The sequence below is a fragment of the Sphingomonas sanguinis genome, assembly GCF_001476905.1.
Taxonomy (GTDB): Bacteria; Pseudomonadota; Alphaproteobacteria; order Sphingomonadales; family Sphingomonadaceae; genus Sphingomonas; species Sphingomonas sanguinis_B.
On the sequence record NZ_LDTE01000086.1, the window covers coordinates 41,570 to 61,932 of the forward strand.

Annotated in this window: 20 protein-coding genes and 1 tRNA gene; 13 read left to right on the plus strand and 8 right to left on the minus strand. The window is 66.2% G+C overall.

Going from position 1 to position 20,363, the window contains the following annotated elements:
* Window positions 1-20 precede the first annotated feature (20 nt).
* The gene (gene dmeF, locus SB4_RS13460; RefSeq protein ID WP_153006211.1) at window positions 21-965 is read left to right on the plus strand and encodes a CDF family Co(II)/Ni(II) efflux transporter DmeF; all 945 of its coding nucleotides are present in this window, start codon (window positions 21-23) and stop codon (window positions 963-965) included.
* A gap of 36 nt (window positions 966-1,001) precedes the next feature.
* Window positions 1,002-1,649, plus strand: a complete 648-nt coding sequence (locus tag SB4_RS13465) for a L,D-transpeptidase family protein (RefSeq protein ID WP_082670167.1) — start codon at window positions 1,002-1,004, stop codon at window positions 1,647-1,649.
* A 46-nt stretch (window positions 1,650-1,695) separates the two neighbouring features.
* Here SB4_RS13465 and SB4_RS13470 read toward each other — a convergent pair.
* A tRNA-Gly gene (locus tag SB4_RS13470) sits at window positions 1,696-1,769 on the minus strand.
* 195 nt (window positions 1,770-1,964) lie between these two features.
* Between SB4_RS13470 and SB4_RS13475 the strand changes: the two genes are divergently transcribed.
* On the plus strand, window positions 1,965-2,423 hold the full coding sequence (locus tag SB4_RS13475) for a glycosyltransferase family 28 protein (protein WP_058752966.1): 459 nt from the start codon (window positions 1,965-1,967) through the stop codon (window positions 2,421-2,423).
* Window positions 2,420-2,890, plus strand: a complete 471-nt coding sequence (locus SB4_RS13480) for a glycosyltransferase (protein WP_058752967.1) — start codon at window positions 2,420-2,422, stop codon at window positions 2,888-2,890. Before SB4_RS13475 ends, SB4_RS13480 begins: the two co-directional genes overlap by 4 nt.
* A gap of 44 nt (window positions 2,891-2,934) precedes the next feature.
* On the opposite strand, the gene SB4_RS13485 is transcribed toward SB4_RS13480, so the two are convergent.
* Window positions 2,935-4,074 carry a glycosyltransferase family 4 protein gene (locus tag SB4_RS13485; RefSeq protein ID WP_193753819.1) on the minus strand — a complete coding sequence of 380 codons (1,140 nt, stop codon included), beginning with the start codon at window positions 4,072-4,074 and terminating at the stop codon, window positions 2,935-2,937.
* A 194-nt stretch (window positions 4,075-4,268) separates the two neighbouring features.
* Between SB4_RS13485 and SB4_RS13490 the strand changes: the two genes are divergently transcribed.
* The 3 genes from SB4_RS13490 to SB4_RS13500 all read left to right on the plus strand — a co-directional run bounded on the left by SB4_RS13490 (window position 4,269) and on the right by SB4_RS13500 (window position 7,853).
* Window positions 4,269-4,748 (plus strand): hypothetical protein, encoded by a 480-nt coding sequence (locus SB4_RS13490; RefSeq protein ID WP_082670170.1) that lies wholly within the window; start codon window positions 4,269-4,271, stop codon window positions 4,746-4,748.
* On the plus strand, window positions 4,718-6,427 hold the full coding sequence (locus SB4_RS13495; RefSeq protein ID WP_058752970.1) for a hypothetical protein: 1,710 nt from the start codon (window positions 4,718-4,720) through the stop codon (window positions 6,425-6,427). The genes SB4_RS13490 and SB4_RS13495 overlap by 31 nt, the downstream gene beginning before the upstream one ends.
* A gap of 106 nt (window positions 6,428-6,533) precedes the next feature.
* Window positions 6,534-7,853, plus strand: coding sequence for an O-antigen ligase family protein (locus tag SB4_RS13500; RefSeq protein ID WP_058752971.1), 1,320 nt, complete (start codon window positions 6,534-6,536; stop codon window positions 7,851-7,853).
* Here the strand turns inward: SB4_RS13500 and SB4_RS13505 are convergent.
* Window positions 7,838-9,115: a hypothetical protein gene (locus SB4_RS13505; protein WP_153006213.1), complete on the minus strand. Its 1,278-nt coding sequence runs from the start codon at window positions 9,113-9,115 to the stop codon at window positions 7,838-7,840. The two genes, SB4_RS13500 and SB4_RS13505, sit on opposite strands and share 16 nt — an antisense overlap.
* A 257-nt stretch (window positions 9,116-9,372) precedes the next feature.
* Here SB4_RS13505 and SB4_RS13510 point away from each other — a divergent pair, with 257 nt between their 5' ends.
* The 5 genes from SB4_RS13510 (at window position 9,373) to SB4_RS20045 (ending at window position 14,073) form a co-directional block, all read left to right on the plus strand.
* On the plus strand, window positions 9,373-10,281 hold the full coding sequence (locus tag SB4_RS13510; protein ID WP_193753820.1) for a beta-1,6-N-acetylglucosaminyltransferase: 909 nt from the start codon (window positions 9,373-9,375) through the stop codon (window positions 10,279-10,281).
* Between the two features lie 128 nt (window positions 10,282-10,409).
* Complete coding sequence (locus SB4_RS13515) at window positions 10,410-10,892, plus strand: acyltransferase (protein WP_058716596.1); 483 nt, start codon at window positions 10,410-10,412, stop codon at window positions 10,890-10,892.
* A gap of 33 nt (window positions 10,893-10,925) precedes the next feature.
* A complete protein-coding gene (locus tag SB4_RS13520) occupies window positions 10,926-12,275 on the plus strand; it encodes an O-antigen ligase family protein (RefSeq protein ID WP_058752974.1) in 1,350 nt (449 codons plus the stop codon).
* Entirely contained in the window at window positions 12,272-13,156 is an 885-nt protein-coding gene (locus SB4_RS20040; protein WP_058752975.1) for a glycosyltransferase family 2 protein, read from the plus strand. The genes SB4_RS13520 and SB4_RS20040 overlap by 4 nt, the downstream gene beginning before the upstream one ends.
* A gap of 20 nt (window positions 13,157-13,176) precedes the next feature.
* The gene (locus SB4_RS20045; protein ID WP_193753821.1) at window positions 13,177-14,073 is read left to right on the plus strand and encodes a glycosyltransferase family 2 protein; all 897 of its coding nucleotides are present in this window, start codon (window positions 13,177-13,179) and stop codon (window positions 14,071-14,073) included.
* Between the two features lie 24 nt (window positions 14,074-14,097).
* On the opposite strand, the gene SB4_RS13535 is transcribed toward SB4_RS20045, so the two are convergent.
* Both SB4_RS13535 and SB4_RS13540 read right to left on the minus strand, forming a co-directional pair.
* Complete coding sequence (locus SB4_RS13535) at window positions 14,098-14,772, minus strand: polysaccharide deacetylase family protein (RefSeq protein ID WP_058752977.1); 675 nt, start codon at window positions 14,770-14,772, stop codon at window positions 14,098-14,100.
* 5 nt (window positions 14,773-14,777) lie between these two features.
* Window positions 14,778-15,545, minus strand: a complete 768-nt coding sequence (locus SB4_RS13540; RefSeq protein WP_193753822.1) for a glycosyltransferase family 2 protein — start codon at window positions 15,543-15,545, stop codon at window positions 14,778-14,780.
* Window positions 15,546-16,128: 583 nt separating this feature from the next.
* Between SB4_RS13540 and SB4_RS13545 the strand changes: the two genes are divergently transcribed.
* Window positions 16,129-17,031, plus strand: a complete 903-nt coding sequence (locus SB4_RS13545; RefSeq protein WP_058752979.1) for a glycosyltransferase family 2 protein — start codon at window positions 16,129-16,131, stop codon at window positions 17,029-17,031.
* A gap of 10 nt (window positions 17,032-17,041) precedes the next feature.
* Here the strand turns inward: SB4_RS13545 and SB4_RS13550 are convergent, their stop codons facing one another.
* The 3 genes from SB4_RS13550 to SB4_RS13560 form a co-directional block, all read right to left on the minus strand.
* On the minus strand, window positions 17,042-18,568 hold the full coding sequence (locus SB4_RS13550) for a lipopolysaccharide biosynthesis protein (RefSeq protein ID WP_058752980.1): 1,527 nt from the start codon (window positions 18,566-18,568) through the stop codon (window positions 17,042-17,044).
* A 75-nt stretch (window positions 18,569-18,643) separates the two neighbouring features.
* Window positions 18,644-19,633 (minus strand): glycosyltransferase family 2 protein, encoded by a 990-nt coding sequence (locus SB4_RS13555; RefSeq protein WP_082670173.1) that lies wholly within the window; start codon window positions 19,631-19,633, stop codon window positions 18,644-18,646.
* Window positions 19,634-19,646: 13 nt separating this feature from the next.
* Window positions 19,647-20,363, minus strand: coding sequence for a hypothetical protein (locus tag SB4_RS13560; protein ID WP_153006215.1), 717 nt, complete (start codon window positions 20,361-20,363; stop codon window positions 19,647-19,649).

Consider the following 20,363-nt stretch of genomic DNA (forward strand, 5'->3'; position numbering starts at 1 on the left):
GCCTGCCGAGGACGACTAGAGTGACGATCCATAGCCATGATTATCTGGGCCATGCCCATGACGAGAATGCCCGGCGCACGCGCGCCGTGGTGTGGTTGTCGGCGGGCATGATGGTGGCCGAGATCGTCGCGGGCTATTTCACCGGCTCGATGGCGCTCCTGGCCGACGGGTTCCACATGGCGACGCATGTCGGTGCGCTGGGCATCGCGGCTATCGCCTATTCCTATGCGAAAAAGCATGTCGCCAATCCGCGCTACAGCTGGGGCACCGGCAAGGTCGGTGAGCTGGCCGGGTTCGGATCGGCGATGGTGCTGGGGCTGGTGTCGCTGGGCATTGCGTACGAGTCGATTACGCGGCTCGGCGATCCGCAGCCCGTGGCGTTTCGCGATGCGATCTTCGTCGCGGTGCTCGGCCTGCTGATCAACCTCGTAAGCGCCTATATGCTGGGCCACGGCCACGGCCATGATCACGGGCATAGCCATGGACACGGGCACGGCCATTCGCACGACCATCACCATCATAACCACGGCCACAGCCATGACCCGCATGGCGGCGACACCAATATGCGCGCGGCCTATATTCATGTGCTTGCCGATGCGCTGACCTCGGTCATGGCGATCCTGGCGCTGATGGCGGGGCGCTATCTGGGCTGGGTGTGGCTCGATCCCGCCGTGGGCCTGCTCGGCGCGGTCGTCATCGCCAACTGGTCGGTCGGGCTGATGAAGCAGGCATCGACCGTCCTGCTCGACGCCGCCGACCCGAAACTCGCCGCCGAGGTGCGCGATCGGATTGAGGGACCGGGCGACACGCGTATCCACGATTTCCATATCTGGCGGATCGGACCGACCGCCCATGCGGTGGTCCTGTCGATCGAAGGGATCGGTGTCGAGCCGACCAGCGCCGAGATGCACCAAAGGCTGGCGGGCATGGCGGCGCTCGGCCATGTCACGGTCGAAATCCGCTAACGCTTCGTTCAGTCCCGTCGGCTAGGAACGGTGCGAATGCGGGCTTTGCAGTTCCTTGCCGGATCGATCCTCCTGGCAGCCCTGGGCGGCGGTGCCTGGCTGACCCTGCGGGACAGCCGCCAAGCCCCTGTTTCGACCAAGGCCACTGCCTCCCGGCCGCGCATGATCGCCGCGGCCGCGCCACCTACGCCGGTCGCCGCACCTAGCCCCTCGCCTACCCCTGCGCCTTTCGTCGTTCGCCGCATTCTCGACCTGAAGAAACCGCTGAGCCACGGCGATTATGTCTGGGACGAAAGCGGCGCGCCCGACGGCCCGGTGGTCATCACGGTCGACCTGGCGGCGCAGGTCGTGTCGATCTTCCGCGACGGCTATGAAATCGGGACCGCCGCGATCATTTACGGCGCGGACAATATGCCGACCCCGCTCGGCGTCTTTCCCATCCTGCAGAAGGATGCGGACCATGTGTCGAACCTGTACGACGCGCCGATGCCTTACATGCTGCGCCTGACCAATGACGGTGTGGCCATTCATGCCAGCGATGTGCGCTACGGCAACGCCACCCATGGTTGTGTCGGCGTACCCACCGGCTTCGCCCGCAAGCTGTTCGCCGCGACGCGGCTCGGCGACCGGGTGATCGTCACCAACGGCAAGCGTCTGTCCATGGGTCAGAGCATCGTCGGGTAACGACGTGGCCTGAGCGACCGAATCATTGCGATATCGGAGATTTTGATGGAGCGGGTGAAGGGAATCGAACCCTCGTCGTGAGCTTGGGAAGCTCCTGCTCTACCATTGAGCTACACCCGCAAACCGGCGGAAAACCGGGACTTGGGCGCTCTAACGGGCCGTCATGGTGACTGTCAAGCCGTCCGGGTGACGAAAGGGCGCCATGCTCTCTCTCCTCACGCCAAGCTGTACCGTTTCGATGCGCGCTCGCGATGCTGGACGATTGTGGGTGCCGGTTCGGCGGGATATGCCCTTGGCTTCACGGGGGAACGAACATTGGCTGACACGCGCAAAAGGATATTGGCGGTCGCGTCGGGCGGCGGTCATTGGGAGCAGATGCTGCTGCTGCGCGATGCCTTTGTCGGCCATGACATCAGCTTTGCCACGACGATGAAGGGCCTGGGCGAGCGCGCCGGGATCGCCGGCGTTCGCGTGATCCACGACTGCAACCGCAACAGCCCGATGTCGGCGGTGTTCTGTGTCCTCGACCTGCTGCGCGTGATGGCGCGGGTTCGCCCGCAGGTGATCGTCAGCACCGGCGCGCTGCCCGGCTTCCTGGCGCTTGCCATCGGGCGGCGGTTCGGCGTGAAGACGATCTGGGTCGACAGCATCGCCAATGCCGAGGAACTGTCGATGGCCGGGCAAAAGGCGAAGGCGCATGCCGATCTGTGGCTGTCGCAATGGCCGTTCGTCGCCGAGCGCTCAGGCGCAAGCTATGCGGGGTCGGTGCTGTGATCTTCGCGACGGTCGGCACCCAATTGCCCTTCCCACGCTTTGTCGGCGCGCTGGATGCCATCGCCGGGCGGCGCGGTCTTCGCATCGTTGCCCAGACCTGCGGCGACACCGACGCGCGTCCGCATCTGGATCGGCACGAACATCTCGACCCGGTGACATTCGATCGTTTCGTTCGGGAGGCGAGCGTGATCGTCGGCCATGCGGGCATCGGCAGCATCCTGAGCGCGGGGCGCGCGGGCAAGCCGATCATCCTCTATCCGCGCCGCGCCAGCCTGGGCGAGCATCGCAACGAGCACCAGCTGGCCACCGTCGCCGCGCTGTGCGACAGGCCCGGCATCCATATCGCACATAGCGACGAAGAGCTTGAGGCGCTGCTGACCACGCCCGACCTGACGCCCTTTCAGCTGGAACAGAGCGCCAACCGTACCGCGCTGGTCGACCGGCTGCGGGCGTTCATCGCGGCATAGCGGATTCCCTCCGAGACGTCGCGCCTGCCCCTCGGCCAAAGGAACTACTGCCCCGGCGGGGGCGCTTTCGGACCAGCGGCGATCAGCGCCAGCCACTGGTCGACGACCCGGTTGAGATCGCAGGCGTCATGCGCCTTCACCTTTGGCCTTGCACCGTCGCGCCAGGCGCGAACTCGCTCGACCACCGCCTGGGTGTCGGTCACATCCATGCGCTCGTCGGGCCCCAGCAACTCAGTCGCCGCGCCGAAGTCATGCGCCAGCACCGGCGTGCCCAAGGCATGGCTTTCGGCAAAGACCAGTCCGAAAGTCTCGGGCACCCGATCGGCGGGATAGAAGACGCACAGCGCCTGTTGGACTTCGGCAAAGACGCGGTCCTGCGCCAGTGGGCCGAGCATCACGACGCGCTCCTGACGCTGGCCTTCGCCCAGGTCATAGGCGGGGCTGGCCACGCGCAGCTCCATGTCGGGCATCGCCGACCGGACCGACGCAAACGCCTTCAACACCAAGTCCAGACCCTTCCAGGCCGCACTGAAGAAGACCAGGCGATTCCGGTCGTAAGCGGTATCGGCGGGGGCCGCCCCGATGACGACGGGATTGTAGATGAAGCCGACACGCCCCGCCTCGCGCGCGCTGCTGGTCAGGCGATCGGCGGCCAGGAAGGCGCGTATATTGCCGACATGCGCCCGCGAGACGCCGATCCACTGCACGCCGAGCACGCGCGCGACGAGACTGCGCGCTTCGGCCTTGAGGCCGCGTTTCCAACGCCCGCCGCGGACCGAGCGGTCCTCGACCGGCTGCCAGTCGTGCATCCACACGATGTAGCGCGCGCGACGGTTCCACCGCGAGAGGCGGACCAGCGGCTGCGACTTCCGCTGCAGGATGATGACATCCGCTGCGGTGACCGGGTCTTCGGCATCCTCGGTCGACGCCCAGGTGACGCCGCCGTCCTCGATCCGGTCGCCACCCTGCCGCGCGCTTTGCAGGACGGTGACGTCATGGACCTTCGCCAATCCGGTCGCGATATGGATCACGGTGTTTTCCGCGCCGCCGATGCCGACGCTGGCATCACCCAGCGAGACGGCGCTGTACGGGGCCTGCGACACGATGTCGTAGATGACGATGCGCTGCTTGCCGATGACCCTTCTCCCCCGTCCGCCCCCGCTGGCAGGTCGTTTCCTTACCACCGGGTCGATCCTCGACAAGGCGGCGCGTCGGGCAGTGACACCAGGGCCCCGATCAGTTTGTGCCATTCAGGGAAGGCTTCCCCGCCGTGCACGTCCAACAAAATGCGCCGACCTCGCAGCACAGCTGCCATTACCCCTGTCCTACAGGACCGAAAGTGGAACATGAGGGTGCCGACATTCGGGAGGGAGCAGCAATGATTCGGAGGACGCGATGGGCGGTGCTGACCGCCATGGGATTGACTTGGACCGTGCCAGGAGCCGCCCAGACCACAGGCAGCTCGGTGCAGTTTCCCGGCGGCTATGCCCCCGGCTCCGCGCCATGCGTGCGACAGTCTGATGGCAGTTGCGTGCCCGTCGGCCCGGCAGCGCCCTTACCGGTCGCCGCCAAGCAGGAAAACCTGACGCTCGCCGTCGCGAACAGCGCGGCACCGGCGCATACGGTCTATGGCGGCACCTATATCTTTGGTCAGACATGCGGGTCCTATAATGGCGGGACGCTGGCACTGCGTTATCGCGGGCCGGACGGGGTGACGATGCTGACGTTGCTGACCAGGGGGAGCAGCGATGCGGCGGGGGGCGCGGCATCCGTGACCCTGGGCAGTCAGGCGATCGTCGACGTGGTCCTGCCGACCGGCTCGACCGAGTGCGTCGCCACGCTCGCGCGGGTGCCGTGATGCGGCGGCTGTGGATCGCCGTCGCCGCATGGGCGACCGTCGTCACCGGGCCAGTCGCAGCGCAAGTCGTCGCCACCAATCCGGGCCCCATCGCAAATGGCCAACCGGCGGGCACACCGACCGGCCCGGCCTGGATGTTCGGCACCTCGTCCTTCCGCACCGCCGGGGCCGATCTCTATCGGATGGCGGCGTCGGACGCGAACCGGCTGACCGAGCTGTCGGACCTCTATCTGACGCCGCAACCGGCGGGCTGGCGCGTGGTCTTCGCCAATTTCGGGCTGGACCCCAATTCGCGCCCCGCCGGAAGTGCGCGTGAGCTGCGGCCGGGCAATAGCAACGTCCTGAATTATGTCGTCGCGTTCACCGGGGCGAACGGCACCGGCACCCGCGTCGCGCTGACCTTTGGCGGGGCGGGCAGCGTCGTGATGGGCGATGGAGGCTTCGTCATAAGCGATCCCGTGCCGACGCCCTGGCCCGGCGGATTTCTGCGGACTTCGATCAGCACCGCGATGGGCGCCGCGCGTCCGCGCGGTTTCACCAGCATGGGCCAGCTGGGCGAAGTGCGGCGGCATCTGGCGACGGCGAACCCGTCCTATGCGGCGGGTGGCTCGATCGCGAATGTCGGGCTCGCGGCGAACACGACCAATGGTTATTCGCCCGTGGCGGTCCTCATCCCTTGGACACGGCAGCCATCCGTCCTGGAGATCGGCGACAGCATCACCCAGCAGGACGACTTGCCCCAGCTGGCGAGCCCACGCGGGATGGTCGGCGGCGTCACACGGGGGCTGGACGATGATGCGACCACAGGCCGGTTCGGTGTCGGCAATTTCGGGCATCACGGCGCACAGATGGCCGACTTCATGGATCTGGCCGATGGCCGCTTCGGCCTGCGCTATGCCCTGCTCTCACATATCCGCACCGTGTTGAACGGTCGACAGGTCTGGCCCTTCTCGGCCATCTGGAGCCAGGGGCTGCGCAACGACTTTTCATCCATGTATTATCCGGAAGGCACGCCGCCCGACACGGCGGTCGCGGACATGGAGGCGCGGGCCACGGCCTGGTGGGGCTTTTTGGCCAAGACCTTTCCCGGCGTGCCCATCATCCAGTCGACGATTACGCCGCGCACCGTTGACGTGACCAGCGGCAGAACGACACTGTCGGCACAGACGGGCAACGGCCTGGGCAGTCAGTCGCCGCTCCAGACCGTCAACGACTGGATCATGACCCGCCCCGCCCCTCTGGCACTCGCGGTCGATCTGCGTCCGGCCTATCAGGCGGCGGGGGACGGCACGGGCATGCCGAAATGGAAACAGACACCGCTGGCCGCGTCCGGCGGGGGGACGCTGACCGGCGCGCTGGCGGCAGGGACCGACATTTCCGGCACCGGGATACGGGTGAATGCCACGGTCGCGCCCAGGCCGGGGGAGTATCTGGTGTTCGAGCCCGGCAGCCCGAATATCGAGATCGCGTCGCAGGCGGTGTCGGTCGTGAACACTGGCGATGGCAGCTATACCGTCAGGACACCCTATTATGCCGCGCGCAAGGCGCATGCCGCCGGGTCCATGGTGTCGACCTCGAACAGTGCCGATGGAACGCACCCCGGATCGGCAGCGCAGCAGGCGGCAGCCGCGCCGGTCATCGCCGCCAAGCCGAAGATCGCGACGCTGACCGCGCGCTGATACGGGACGGGGCGCGGTCGATTGGCGTCCCGACCTGCCCTGTTTCGAGAATTCCTGCCCCGGCAAGGCCGTCGCGCGGGTCATCAAACCCCGCTAGGCCCACGGGATGGAACGGTTGGGCGACGGGCAGTTCAGGACGGAATGGGGATCGGCGCGAACACGGGCGGCGGCCATCCTGCTGGCGAGCCTGTTGACGGCGGAGCAAATGGCGTTCGGCGCGAACGGACCGTTGCTCGCGCTGCTGGCGGCGGCGGGACAGATGGCCGTGGCGATGGCTGTCCTGATCCTGCTCGCGCCGCCCGCTGCCTTCTGGCGTGCAGCCGCACCCGTCCTGATCCTGGCGCTGGCCACTATCGGCTGGGTCGCGCTCCATGCGCTGCCGGGACACGCCATCGCGCCGGATCTGGTCGCACCCGGCATGGTTCGGGCGATCGGCCTTCTCGCCCTGCTGCTGGCATCGGCCTGGATCGGCTATCGGCGGGGATTGATGCGGATCGCCATCGGCTGGATCGTGCTGATCGGACTGATCCAGATCGCTGTCGGGCTGATCCTGCGTGGGATCGACCCCGGCCATGTGTGGGGCGTCGACAAAGGCATTCTGGTCGACCGCTTCACCGGCACTTCGCTCAACGCCAATGCCACGGGCTGCCTGTTCGGAGTGATCGCGTTGCTGGGCCTTGGGCGCTGGCTGACCCTGATGCGCGAAAGCGGCGAGGATCGCGACAGCGGCGTCGTGGCACGCATCGCCGCGATGCTAGGCCTGACCATGGGCACCGGCGCCTGCTTCATCACCGGCTCACGCACCGCGCTGTTGCTGCTCGTCATCGGGCTGTCTTTCGTCGCGGGGCGCGATCCGTTGCTGCGGCGGCGACTTCTTCGTCCGAAAGGGCTCGCCTTGCTTGCGGTCGTGGGGTTCGTCCTCATCATGCTGGCGCTGACGATCGGCGACGTCACCATGGATCGGATGACGATGACCTCCACCGATGCCGTCACCCGCGTCGAGATATGGCGCCATTATGCCGCGCTGGCCGCGCGATCCTGGCTCTGGGGCTATGGCCCGCTCAGCTTCGACGAGGTCAATCTGATGAGCCTGCGCACCGCCGAGCAGGCCCATCTGCTATGGTATGTCCATTCCGCGCATGACGAAATCCTGTCGCTGCTGCTTGAAGGCGGTGTGCCCTATCTTGTGCTGACGATAATGACGATGGCGGCGATCCTCCTCGACATCCATCGGCACCGCGATGCGAAACGCGCCGATCCGTTGCTCCGCGCGATGATGGTCGCCACGGCCCTGGTCCTGGCCTGTGCGATGGTCGACATCACGCTCGACGTGCCCGCCATGGCCGGTTTGACCACCGTGTTGATCGGCCTGCCCTGGGGGCGGGCGATGCGCCGCGCCGTCGATACGCGTTACAGCCCCCGATAGCCCGGCGAGCGATAGTTCAGCCCCGCCGCGCCCTCGCGGACGAACTGCCCGACCAGGGGCTGGCCGACCAGCGCCGATCCGCTGATTTCCGGGATGGTCGGCCAAGTTAGGACATTGCCCTTCAGCACCGCGCCGCCCAGCTTATTCCACGGAATCTTGTTGCTGGCGGGCCAGACGACCTGTTCCTGCACCATCCCCGCCTTATAGGACCAGCTGCTGGTGCCGACATAGACCTGGTCGAGCAGGACCGGCTGGCGCTTCTGGTTCTGGTCGTCGAACAGCCAGAGCAGATAGCCGCTCTGCGCCGTCGGATCGATATAGCGCAGGTCGACGCGGTGCAGCTCCACGCTGCCCAACAGGTGCTGCGGCGACAGGAACAGCCCCTGATATTGCGAGGTGCCGGTCAGCTTGTCGATGCGCAGGTTGCGGCACGATCCATAGAATTGGACCAGATCGGCGTGCAGGCCGCTGGTCGTCGACATCGCGCCCAGCAGGCGCACATTCTGGATCGTATAGTCGGGCCCCGGCGTCGCCTGGTCCCAGCCGCCGATCTCGATCGCATCATAGCCATAGGATTGCGCGAGGTCGATCTTCACCCCTTCGATAAAGGTCGTGCTGCCGCTCGGCTGGCCCGAGAATTTCAGCGCGGCGCGCGGATGCAGGCCGACATAGCGCCACGTCACCGTTCCGTCCGCGATCGCGCTGCCGGTGCCAGACGGCGTCGAGGATGCGCCCGTCTTGCCGCCCGTCACCGCCTGGTACATCGCGAACGAACCCGTCGGCAGGACGACCATGTCCCCCTTCGCGAAGGATGTGCCTGCCGCATAGGGCTTGACCGCGGGAACATGGATTTCCCCGCCCATCAGCACGATGTTGCGGCCCCCGATGATCTGCAACGGCTCCTCCACCGCCCGGTTGGTCGGCAGCAGGATGCGCAGGTCCTGGTCATAGGGGAATTTGTATGACGCCTCGAGATGCGCGACAGAGCGCAGGTCGACGACCTTCTCCTTGGTCAGCGTCGGCGGAGCCCAACGCAGGGCGTCGCCGACCGGGATTGCCGAAATCGCCTCGGTCTGGGCGAAGGTCGTCGTGTCGGCCGTGGCGGGGGTGGGCGTCGGTGTGGCGGTGGGCGTAGGCGTTGGCACGACTTCCGCCGGAGCGCTGACGACCGTGACCGAGGATGGCCCGCCGGTGGTCGCCGATCCGCCTCCACAGGCATTGAGCATGGCACATGACAGAAGCGTAGGCAGCATCCGACGCATGATGGGGCTTTTCCATTTCGATTGTGTGCAATCGTTTTGCCCTGCCCCCCTCACCGGACGCTTTCGCGCGAAGGTTAACGCTCTGTTTGCCCATATTTTTGGCCAAGCTCGCCGCGATCCGACCGTTCCACGGCGGGTCAGTCCACGCCCGATGGGCTCTTGCATGGCCACAGGGCGGCTATAGGGCTTGGTCGTCCCGGTCCGTCGTACAGATGTTCAGCGCGCGTGTACGCGGCCGCTCAAGCAAGGATTGGCATGTGATCGGTTACCTCATCCAGGCCCATGCGAACCCCGCACAACTCCTCCACCTGGTCGAGGCGCTCCGGTCGCCGGTCGCGCGCACCTGGGTTCACATCGATCGCAAGGCTCCCCTGACGCCGTTCGAGACTACGATCGGCGCGGTCGCAACGTTCGTCGAGCATCGGGTGGACGTGCACTGGGGCGGATGGTCGCAAGTCCAGGCGACGCTCAACCTGATGCGCCGTGCGCTCCGCGACGAGCCAGGCCTCACCCATCTCGCGCTGCTGAGCGGGGCGGACTATCCTCTATCATCGCCCGAGACGCTGCTCGCCTATCTGCAGGCGAGCGGGCAGGAGCACATCGACACGGCCCCCTTCCCCTCCGTCGAATTGAAGAAGCCCTGGAGCCGTATTTCCAAGCGCTTCGTCGAGGGTGGCGAACGGGGCGGCAGCGGCAAGGCCCGCGCGATCCGCACGCTTAATCGCGTGCTTCGCCTGCTGCCCGACCGCGCCGTTCACCGACGATTGAAAGGGCTGACGCTTCATACCGGCGGTAGCTGGTGGGTGATCTCGGCCGATGCGGGCCGCGCCATTCTCGATTTCGTCGACAGCGGTCACCCTAGCCTGGGGCTATTCCGGTCGGCACGATGCCCGGACGAGATGTTTTTCCAGACACTGCTCAGCTCGGGACTGACCCAGCGGCCGATCGGCTGTGCGCTGACCTGGGCTGACTGGAGCCGCCGCAGCGCCAGTCCCGAAGTGCTGAACGAGACGCATCTGGTGCTGTTCGCCGATCCGAATTTTCACCTGGATGGCATCCACGGCACCGGCCCCTGTTTCTTCGTGCGCAAGACGCCCGTCGACGACGGGACCTTGGCCGCGCAGCTCCGCAAACTGTGGCGCAAGCCCAATATGACGGCCACCTGACCCATATTGGCCCTGTCGGGTGCGGGATCGTTGCTTTTCGCACGGACCCCGGATCGTTATGGCAGTGCAGCAAGGGGGAAGGCATCGTTCGGGCAGAATTCCGTGCCCGCGTGCCGACTAGACAGTCTATGGCCAGTCTGAACAAGTTCCTGTGGCTGCAACGCGCGCTGATCCGCGCCCGTATCTATTACTATAATCGCGTCTGGGGCATGTCGCTGCACCCCACGGTGCGCATGTCGATGACCGCCAAGTTCGACCGCACCTATCCGCGCGGGATGCATATCGGCGAGCGGACCTATGTGGCGTTCGGCGCGGCCATCCTGACCCATGACATGACGCGCGGCATGTATGTCGACACTGTGATCGGCCGACATTGCTTCATCGGGGCGAAGAGCATCATCATGCCCGGCATCCGCATCGGTGACGAGTCGATCGTCGCGGCCGGCGCCGTGGTGACCAAGGACGTGCCGCCCCGCTGTATCGTAGCGGGTAATCCGGCACAGATCGTCCGTCGGGATATCGAGGTCGGTCATTATGGCCGCTTTCGCTCGGTGGATGCCCCCAAGCCGGTTGTTGACGACGTGGCCGAACCGTCGCTGCAACATGGCTGATCGCCGCCCTGACCCCCGCAAGGTAGGCCGCGCATGACCAGCCCTGCGCTGATCCCTTCGGCCGCAACGCCGCCCGCCCCCTTCGCCGCGATGCGAGGCAGCCCGTCGCTCAGCCCGAGCGAGCGGCGTTTTCGCGGCCTGCTATGCGTCGCGTTTTTGCTGCAGCTGGGTGCATTCCTCTGGCTCTATACCGGCGGCCAATATCAGCTGGACGCCGCGCAGTCGGCGGGCGCACGCTACTTCTCGCTCGCCCGCTATGCCATGCTGATGACCCTGGGCGGTTATATCGTCCTCACGCTCCATCGCGGGGCGGATTTCCGTGCCCTGATCCGCGAAAATGCCGCCGCCTATGCGATCGTCGCGTTGATGTTCGTCTCGGTCGCATGGTCGGCCTATCCTTGGGACAGCATTCGCGGCGCGACGCAGCTGCTGCTCGCCAGCCTGATCGCCACGACCGTCTTTCTGGAAAGCCCGACGGCGCTGGGACTGGCACGACTGCGGTCGATGGCGGTGTGTTTCATCGTGCTGAGCGCACTATTCTCGGCGGCGTTTCCGCATCTGGCGACGATCGCGGGCGGTTATGGCGACGTCTACAAGGGCGCGTTGCGCGGTATTCTGAGTGACAAGAACCCCTTCGGCAATGCGCTATCCAGCTGCATGGTCATCCTGGTTCTGACCGTACGGATCGGCCCCGGTTCCTGGGTCCGGTCACCCTATACCGCGTGCATTCTCGCCGGACTCGTCATGCTGGTGCTCAGCCAGTCGGCGACCAGCATGATCGCGTTCCTGCTCCCCACCATGTTGCTTATGGCGAACCGCACGGTGCTGGCCCAGACGCCCAATGCCGGTCTTCGCCTGTTGCTGGTCGTGATGGCGTCGTTGCTGGCGGGCTTCGTCGCCTTTGTCGGCCCCACCCTGCTGGCCGAGATGAGCGGATCGGTCGGTCGCGACGCGACCCTGACCGGACGCACCGAGATTTGGGAGCTGACCTGGAATGCCGGGCTCCAGCGCCCGCTGCTCGGCTATGGGTATCTGTCCTTCTGGCAGGATTATATCGGTGAGAACGGCCTGCTCGCGCGGCTGGGCATGTGGGAAATCGCCGAGGCGCATAACGGCTTTATCGAAGTGCTCCTGAGCACCGGGTTCGTCGGCCTGACGCTGGTCGTCGTGGTCATGCTCTACCTTCTGGTCCGCTCGTTCACCGGCATGATCCTGCGCCCGTCGAACGGTAATGCCGAGGCCGCGCTGCTGCTGGTGCTGAACATCGTGCTCGAGAACTTTACCGAGTCGGTCTACCTCGCCCCCAATTACGCCGCGACCACGATCATCGCGGTCGCCTGCATCCTGGCGCATCGGCGCGACTATAGCACGGGGCCGACATGACCTCTTCGCTCGACCATCCATCCACCGATCAGCGCACGGGGGACTATCCGCCGATCCTGCTCATCTCCACCACCGACGGGCGGGGAGACCGGACCGAGCTGCTCCAGCGCATGGTCGCCTCCGTCGCGCGCTTTCGCACCGCGACCGGCGCGGCCGTCCGCCTGTTGCTGCTGCGTCAATGCGCCGAGGACGGCTCGATCGACCTGCCGCCTTGGGTCGAGGTCAGCGAGGTGACCGGCCACCTGCCTTTGTCGGTCGCGCGCAACCGGCTGATCGAGTCGGTGACGGTCGAACCGGATGCGGTGATCGCCTTTCCCGACGACGATGCCTGGTATCCCGACGGCGCGCTGCAGCATATCGTCCACCGCTTTCAGGCTCAGCCGACACTCGACTTCTGGTTCTGCCGCTATGGCAGCGAACCGGTTGCGATCGACCCCGCACGGGAGCGCCAGCCCGTGCTGCAGGACGTGCTGCGCGAGGCTTCGTCCAACACCATCGTGGTGCGCGGCCGGGTGCTGAACGCGATCGGCGGATTCGACCCCGAGCTAGGCGTCGGTGCCCCTTTGGGATCGGCCGAGGACACCGACTTCGCGATCCGCGCATTCAGCGCCGCCAAGGTTTCCCAAATGCTCGATGCCGCCGTGATCGGCCACCGGGACCGCAATACCGCCATGCGCGCGCGCTATTATCGCGGTGCCCTGATCACGATCGTCCGCCATGCGCGCAGCGTACCCGGCGGCCGCAAGGCCGCGCTGCGCAAAGTGGCGGTCGGCGCGGCCCTGACCGCGATGCGCTCCATGCCGGTCCGGGATTTTCGCCGGGCGCTACGCGACGCCGCCGCCGCGTGGCGACAGGCGCCGCAATCCGGCCCTGCGGCCTGACGAAGAAGGCGAACAGGCATATGGCCACCTCCCCCACCGTCTCGATCATCATCCCGGTTCGCAACCGGCCCGCGCTGATCCGCCGCGCGATCGAAACCTGCCTGGCCCAGACGCGTCCGGCCGAGCAGATCGTCGTCGTCGACGACGGCTCGACCGACGAGACCGCCGCCGTGGTCGAGCAACTCTGCGAGACGATCGACGCGCTCGTCCTGGTCCGCCGTCCGATCAGTGGCGGCGCGGCGGTCGCGCGCAACAGCGGTGCGGCGGTGGCGACGGGCGACTATCTCGCCTTTCTCGACTCCGATGACGAATGGGAGCCGACCAAGCTCGAACGGCAGATGGCGCTGGCTGCCGCCCATCCCGAATGCCCCGGCATCTTTTGCGGCATCCTGTACCGTTATGCGGGCCGGGCCGAGCGGCGGTTGATGCCCCCTCCGGTGGTGACACGCCGCCTGCTGGAGGTCGAGAACACCCTTGCATCCACCTCGACCGGACTCGTCCGCACCGACGCCTTCCGTGCGGTCGGCGGCTTTTCCGAGGACCTGCCCAATTGCGAGGATTGGGAATTGTGGCTGAAACTCGCCGGGATCGGCCCGCTGCGCGTGGTGCAGGAATTGCTGCTCCATTACACTTTCGATGCGAACAACAAGCTGTCGCGGGATGCCGAGAAGCTGTTGCGCGGGCATGAGATGGTGTTCGCGCGGATCGTCGCGGGCCTGCCCGCCGCCGCGCCGCACCGCTGGATTGCGGCGATGCACGAGCTGAAGCGGGCGGAGCAGCATGTCCGCGTAACTGGCCGCCATGCCCAGGCGTGGCGTCATCTCGCCGCGGCGGTCACGCGCTATCCGTCGCCGTCCGTCATGAAGCGCGCGCTGCACCTGGGGCTGGTCGACATCCGGCACGGGCGGCGCAACTGACGCGCCGCTCGGCCGACAAAGAGGTCAGCGGCGGCGTTTGACCGCCACGCGCACGGTATCCAGCAACTGCTTCGGCAGGGAACGCTGTCCCGCGACGACGGCGGCGACCGTCGCCTCGTCCATGTCGCAGCGGATCGACGTGCGCGGCTGCAACCAGGCGCGGGAGCGGGCCAGGCCGCAATCGCTGGTATAGACATGCCGGAACGGCCGTCGCCGCAGCGCCTGAATTACCCGCCGGTCATACCGGCCAAAGGGGATGGCGGCCTCGGTAACCGGCGCGGCGATCAGGTCGCTCAGGATCGCACAACTGTCGTCCAGTTCCGCATTCAGGCGGGCTTCGTCGCAATCGGGCCAGGCCGGATGGTGCAGACCGTGCGTGCCGACCCCCATCCCCTCGCGCGCCAATGTACGAACCGACGCGGCGTCTAGGAACCCGCGCTCCTCCAACATGCCGGCCAGCACAAAGAAGGTGGCCGTCAACCCGCGCCGGCGCAGCGCGGGCAGGCCGATGTCCACGTCCGACATATTCCCGTCGTCGAACGTGATCCGGTAGCGACGCCGATCGCGAGCTTCGGCGATGCGGTCGAGGATGGACTCGTAAAGAGCCTCGCTGATCCAATAGGGTTTTTCGTCGTCGGGCACCGGTCGCCCCGGCTCGCCGATCCCATGAAAATTGATGATGATGGTATCGCCCAGCATCGAGATCAGCCTTTCAGCGACAGAGAGGGAGACAGCGGACCGGGCCGCACACCCGGCCACCGAAGAGCACGAAGGCCGAGTGCGAAGTCACTCAGTGACAGCTTGCCCCTCGCGACCAGCGACAGGCCCGAGATCATCTTGCGCAGATACTCGCCTGCCAGCCCCGTGTTCGCCCAGGCATTGCGCGCGAGGACGGTCGCCGATCCCGCGAAATAGCGTGCCCGGTTGGCGGGGTTCCAGTCCCGATGCCCGATCAGCGCATGACGGCAGGCCAGCCCCTTGCCCCCCGAGCGATAGAGACGGACCGCGAAATCGGTATCCTCGCCGCCATTCAGCGCACTGCCGACACCCAGCCCCTCGTCGAACAGACCGATTCGGGCCATTCGCGAACCACGGATGACCAGCGTAATCGACGAACTCCGCCGCACGACGTCACTCGCCCGCGCTGGCCGCGTCGCGCCGAACAGCGCGGGGTCAGCGGCGGGCGACGATCCGTAGCGGCAGAACCAATATTGCAATTGCGGGTCCTGTGCGAACATCTGCCCGACGATGGGCAGATAGGCATCGGTAAACCAGCAATCATCGTCCGGGAACATGATCAGCGAATCCTCGGTGAAACCCTCCTCCGCCGCGATGGCACGCAGGATACGGTTTCGCGCCTGGGACAGCGAAAGGCGGGTATCGCTCATCACCGGCCGAACAAAACCGGGCATCGCGGCAATAGCAGACATCGCCTCCGCACCGGGTTGCTGAAGCAGGGTGAATAAGGTCAAATCAACCTGCCCCGCAACGACCTGCAAAGACGACACCAGTCGCCGATAATGCTCACTTAGACCATCACGACTGTCAGTCGTGCAAACAAGCCAGATCATAGCGCCCCCTTACCTCTAGCGGGCGACTAATCATCGGGTGCACGGCATACTACTTAATGTTTTGATGAAACCACTGTCATCCTAATGAAGAACGCCGCCTCATAATTTCAACATTGGCTTCATTCCCATTTCATTCCAGAAAATGATGGCCGATCAAATATTTGAAATATTGAACATACTGACGGACCGTTCGCCACGACACCCTTGGTCGAAAATCCTGCAGCGTCCGTCGTCCAAGTCCATGCTCCACAGCCGGTCGCCCCATTGCGGTACAGGATGGCCATATTCACCGGCCACGCTTGCCAACCGGCACCGACATTTGCGCCGTTTCGGTCCCGCTGCGATACACTCCCGGCGTCACGGGCAGGCTTACGTCGTAACTCGCGCATTGCGTGATGAAGACCATGGCGGCACTACCGGCTGGGCAGCACAGGGCGTCGAGCCGCTTCGGGTCGGTCCGTGCTCAGGGGGCAGAAGACCAGGCATGAAGTCGATCGTTATCGGGATTCCGACGTTCAACCGTCAGGCGTTGCTCACCCGGCTGCTCGACAGCCTGATCGAGGAAGTCCGCTCGGAACCGGCCGTCCTGCGGATCGTGGTCGCCGACAATGAATGCTCGGACCGGACGCGCGAGATCGTACTGGGGCGACAGGACATGCCGACCCATTATGTGCCGGTGCCCGAGCGCGGCCTGTCGCATGTGCGCAACGCCATCATCCGTGCGGCGGGCGAGCAGGTGCCCGACTGGGATTGGTTGGTCATGCTCGATGATGACGGCATGGTCACGCCCGGCTGGCTCAAGGCACTGATCGACTGCGGCGAGCGGTTCCAGGGCGATCTGGTCGGCGGACCGGTGGACGGCATGGTCCCCGATGATGCGCCCGTTCTGGCGCGGGTCAGCCATTTTGCCGGGCGGGAAACCCATCCGACCGGCCCGATCGATCGCCTCCAGACCACACAGAACCTCGCCATCTCGCGCCGGGTCGAGGGACTGCTCGGCTTTCCGCTGTTCGACTTTCGTTTCAACGGATCGGGCGGCGAGGATTATGACCTGTTTCGCCGGACCCAGCGGGCAGGCGGCACGCTGGTCTGGTGCGACGAGGCGCTGGTGCTGGAACCGACGCCCGCCGACCGGCTGACCAACCAGGCCTTGCTCAGTCGGGCCTACACCACCGGCACCTATATGGGGCAGCTGCGCCGCCTGCATGACGGCACCCGGCGCGAAGTCACCGGTGCCGCGCGCGGGCTGGTGTCGAGCGTCGCAAAGCTGGGGCTCGGCATGGTATCGCTGAACTCCAAGCGTACCGCGCGGGCGAGCCTGGACCTGGCACATGCCGTGGGGCGTGTCGCCGGGCTGATTGGCAGCCGTACCTCGCGCTACATGTAAAGGGCGGCGCTCAGGCCGTTCGCTTGCGCAACCGCGTCAAGCCGCCCCCGATCAGCTGCCGCGCAAAGCCGACAACCTCGAACAACGCCGCGCGGACATCGCCGAACAACGCCAGGATCGCCCAGGTCGTGGCATATGCCAAGCCATAGCCGATCCCGAGCCCGACCAAGGTCGGCCCGGCCCAAAGACCGCGAAACACCAGCAACATCCCGGCCGCGGCCGCCAGCGCCATGGCAAAGGGCGCGATCAGCCAGAACAGGTCGGATCGCGACACCGGCCCTTTCCGCCCGACAAACCAGCACGCCGCAGGCGTGCGGATCAGCACCTCGCTCGTCGAATAGGCGATCGCGACACCCAGCGGACCCCAGGGTAGCCCCGCCACGAAAGAGATGATGCACACCGTCGTATTGACCAACGCCCAGGTCGCCAGGTCCGACGAGCGCCGCTGGGTAATCATCAACCAGCCCAACGTGCTGCCGAAAATCTCCAGAAGCCCGGCCAAGGCCAGTGCACGGAAGATCGGCACGACCTCAGCCCAGCGCGATCCCAGCACCAGATCGACGAACCAATCGGCACAGACCATCGTGCCCAGAATCGCGGGCGTGGTGAACAGCGCCATCATCCGCACTACGCGCATATAGGCGTGGCGATAGCGGCGCGGCTCGTCGACCAGGCCCGCCAGCGCGGGCTCCATCACCCGCTGGATCGGGTTGTTGACCTGGCGGAGCGGAAACAGCAGCAGCTTATAGGCGCGGTCGTACAGGCCCAGCGCGACGCTGCCCCAGACCTTGCCGATTAGGATATTGTCCAGGTTGCGCGACAGGAAGTTGAAGATATTGGCGCCCGTCACCCCGGCACCGAAATGCAGCATGTCACGCCCGTCCGGGTCGCGCCGCGGCCGCGACGGCAACCAGCGCGTCGCGAGCATCATGCCCGCCCCCGTCGCGAGCGTCGTGGTCAGCGACAGCACGAACACCGCCCAGTAGCTGCGCAGGAACCAGGCCGCGACCAGCGAGGCGACGAAGCCGATCGTCCCCGCCGCGCCCTCGACAATCGCCAGCTGGCTGAACCGCATCTGCCGGGTCAGAAGCGCGCTGTGCTGCGCATAGCAGCCCGACAGGAAGAACAGCGGCGCATAGGCCGCGAGCAGATGGAACACGCGCGGATCGCCATAGAACCAGCCGACGACCGGGCTGATCGCCAGTGCCGCGATACAGGTCACCGCCGCGAATACGACGTTCAGCCAGTAGAGGGTGCTCGCCTGACGCTGCGTCAGCACGCGGCGCTGGACTGCCGCCTGGCTGAGCCCCAGGTCCTGAAAGATCATCATGAAGCCCAGCACCGGGCTGGTCATCGCGACGACACCGAAATCGGAGGGGAGCAGCAACCGTGACAGCACCACGACCGAGCCCATCTGGAGCACGACGCGAAGGCCCTGCAGCGCGGCGGTCACCGACACGCCCGAGGCCACCCGCGCGCGCAGCTGGGTATTCACCGGGTCGAAGATCGACCGTTCATCGTCCAGGGCGTCAATCATGGCGGTTCATCGCGGTCGGAACGTCTCTCGAAACAGGGCCAAGGGCCACCCGATGCGCGGGCGAGCCCGCGACGATCATGCGCGCGGCCGTAGCAGACGTCCCCACCGGGTGCACGACATGTAATGCCATGCCGCGCGCGGATGCTTCAAAGCGAGACGAAGCATCGGCCCATGATCGCGTTCGTGCCGATATCGCCCCATCCTATGGGCATGGGCATACATCACCTGCCATCGGCGATAGCGATGCAGGATCGCCATCTGCGCCGCATCCGCCGTGTCGCGATACCGCGCGATCAGCGTGTCGGCCAGATCGATGCGAATCTCCGGCCGGAAATTCGTGCGCGTACCGCTCGACTGCTGGCCGCTACTCGCCCCGGTCTGGGTGGTATAGACATACATCGCTTCGTTCAGCAGCGCCGCCCGCGCGCCACGTAGCAGCAGTTCGGCGACCAGCATGAAGTCCTCCGCCAGCCGGATATCCTCCGAATAGCGGATGCCGTGCGTCTCCAGGAAAGAGCGGGCGAATAGCGGCTTGAGAAAGCCATAGTTGAACGGCGAATGCGGCCGCTCGCTCATGACGAAACGTTCGAGATCGAGCGGTTCCTGCGGCGACGCCAGCGTCAGGGCATGGCCGGTGATGCAGTCCGCGGCCTCATCGTAGAACAGCAGGTCATCACATACTATGTCGAACGATCCCGCCTCCGCCGCCGCGACCATATGGGCGAGCCGCTCCGGCAAGACGCGATCGTCGGCGTCGAGGATCGTCACCCACTCGCCCCGCGCTTCGTCCAAGGCGCGGTTGCGCGCCGCACTTGGCCCGGAATTGCGTTCCATCGCCAGGACGCGAATACGCGGATCGGTCTGCGCGTAACGGTGAAGCACCGCCAGCGTGTCGTCGGCCGAGCCGTCGTCGACCGCCAGCAACTCCCAGTCCATCAGCGTCTGGTCGAACAGGCTGGGGATCGACACGGGCAGGTGCCGCGCGACATTATAGCATGCCATCACGACCGACACCCTCGGCCGCGAAGTGCCGGGCCGATCGGTGCGCGACGCAGGGGGCGACATAGCGTTCACCGGATCATCTCTCTGATGGCGCCCCGCCTAGCCCGCGAAGGGCGGTCGAGGACATGGACGGCGGCACGTGGTCGCCATGGCGGAGCAATCGGGCACGGAAGGCCGCAGCCGCCGGCGTCTCACGAAACGCCTGGGTCATGGCCTCGAAGCGGGTCGGTGACAGCTCGGCCTGCCACACGCCTTCGTCCAGAATCGCTTGGCGCACGTCGGCGGTCAACCACGGCCAGGCGGCCAGTCCGAACCGGACACGCCATTCCCCCTCTTCGGGCAGAAACGGCGCGGTGCGATAGCTGGCGGCAAGCGAACGGTGGGCGCCTGGGCTGGCCACACCCCCATCCACATAGTCGAGAAAGACTTGGCCGACGAGCGCGGCGGGCCATATCGGCCGTGCCCGAAGCGCCTGTTCGATATCCCGTCGAGCCGCCACGATCAGCGACTGGCGCAGCGCCCCGGTCGAACCGAACGCCGCCGTCGCCTTCATCAGCCCGCGCGACAAGGCCCCACGCGGCGGCAGCGGCTTGGTCTGCCCGAGCAGATCGGCCGCCGGAAAAACGGTCTGGCCGCTCGCCTGCGCCACGCGGTCGGCGACCAAGCGCTGCACACGCCATTCCGCGACACCGACCGACACTGCCCAGGCCAGCGCCGCGGCAAGTGCGGACAGGCACAGGATACGCGTCACCGCGTCGGCTGGCCCAGCCGACGCGGTGTGCGCCCGTAACAC

What these genes read in the sequence shown, in the direction of transcription:
- SB4_RS13465 (WP_082670167.1), top strand. Translation starts at nt 1,002, where the DNA reads ATGCGGGCTTTGCAGTTCCTTGCCGGATCGATCCTCCTGGCAGCCCTG.
- SB4_RS13490 (WP_082670170.1), top strand. Translation starts at nt 4,269, where the DNA reads ATGATTCGGAGGACGCGATGGGCGGTGCTGACCGCCATGGGATTGACT.
- SB4_RS13535 (WP_058752977.1), bottom strand. Translation starts at nt 14,772, where the DNA reads ATGCTGGGCGATACCATCATCATCAATTTTCATGGGATCGGCGAGCCG.
- SB4_RS20045 (WP_193753821.1), top strand. Translation starts at nt 13,177, where the DNA reads ATGGCCACCTCCCCCACCGTCTCGATCATCATCCCGGTTCGCAACCGG.
- SB4_RS13515 (WP_058716596.1), top strand. Translation starts at nt 10,410, where the DNA reads ATGGCCAGTCTGAACAAGTTCCTGTGGCTGCAACGCGCGCTGATCCGC.
- SB4_RS13520 (WP_058752974.1), top strand. Translation starts at nt 10,926, where the DNA reads ATGACCAGCCCTGCGCTGATCCCTTCGGCCGCAACGCCGCCCGCCCCC.
- SB4_RS13505 (WP_153006213.1), bottom strand. Translation starts at nt 9,115, where the DNA reads ATGCGTCGGATGCTGCCTACGCTTCTGTCATGTGCCATGCTCAATGCC.
- SB4_RS20040 (WP_058752975.1), top strand. Translation starts at nt 12,272, where the DNA reads ATGACCTCTTCGCTCGACCATCCATCCACCGATCAGCGCACGGGGGAC.
- SB4_RS13500 (WP_058752971.1), top strand. Translation starts at nt 6,534, where the DNA reads ATGGAACGGTTGGGCGACGGGCAGTTCAGGACGGAATGGGGATCGGCG.
- SB4_RS13555 (WP_082670173.1), bottom strand. Translation starts at nt 19,633, where the DNA reads ATGTCGCCCCCTGCGTCGCGCACCGATCGGCCCGGCACTTCGCGGCCG.
- SB4_RS13545 (WP_058752979.1), top strand. Translation starts at nt 16,129, where the DNA reads ATGAAGTCGATCGTTATCGGGATTCCGACGTTCAACCGTCAGGCGTTG.
- SB4_RS13550 (WP_058752980.1), bottom strand. Translation starts at nt 18,568, where the DNA reads ATGATTGACGCCCTGGACGATGAACGGTCGATCTTCGACCCGGTGAAT.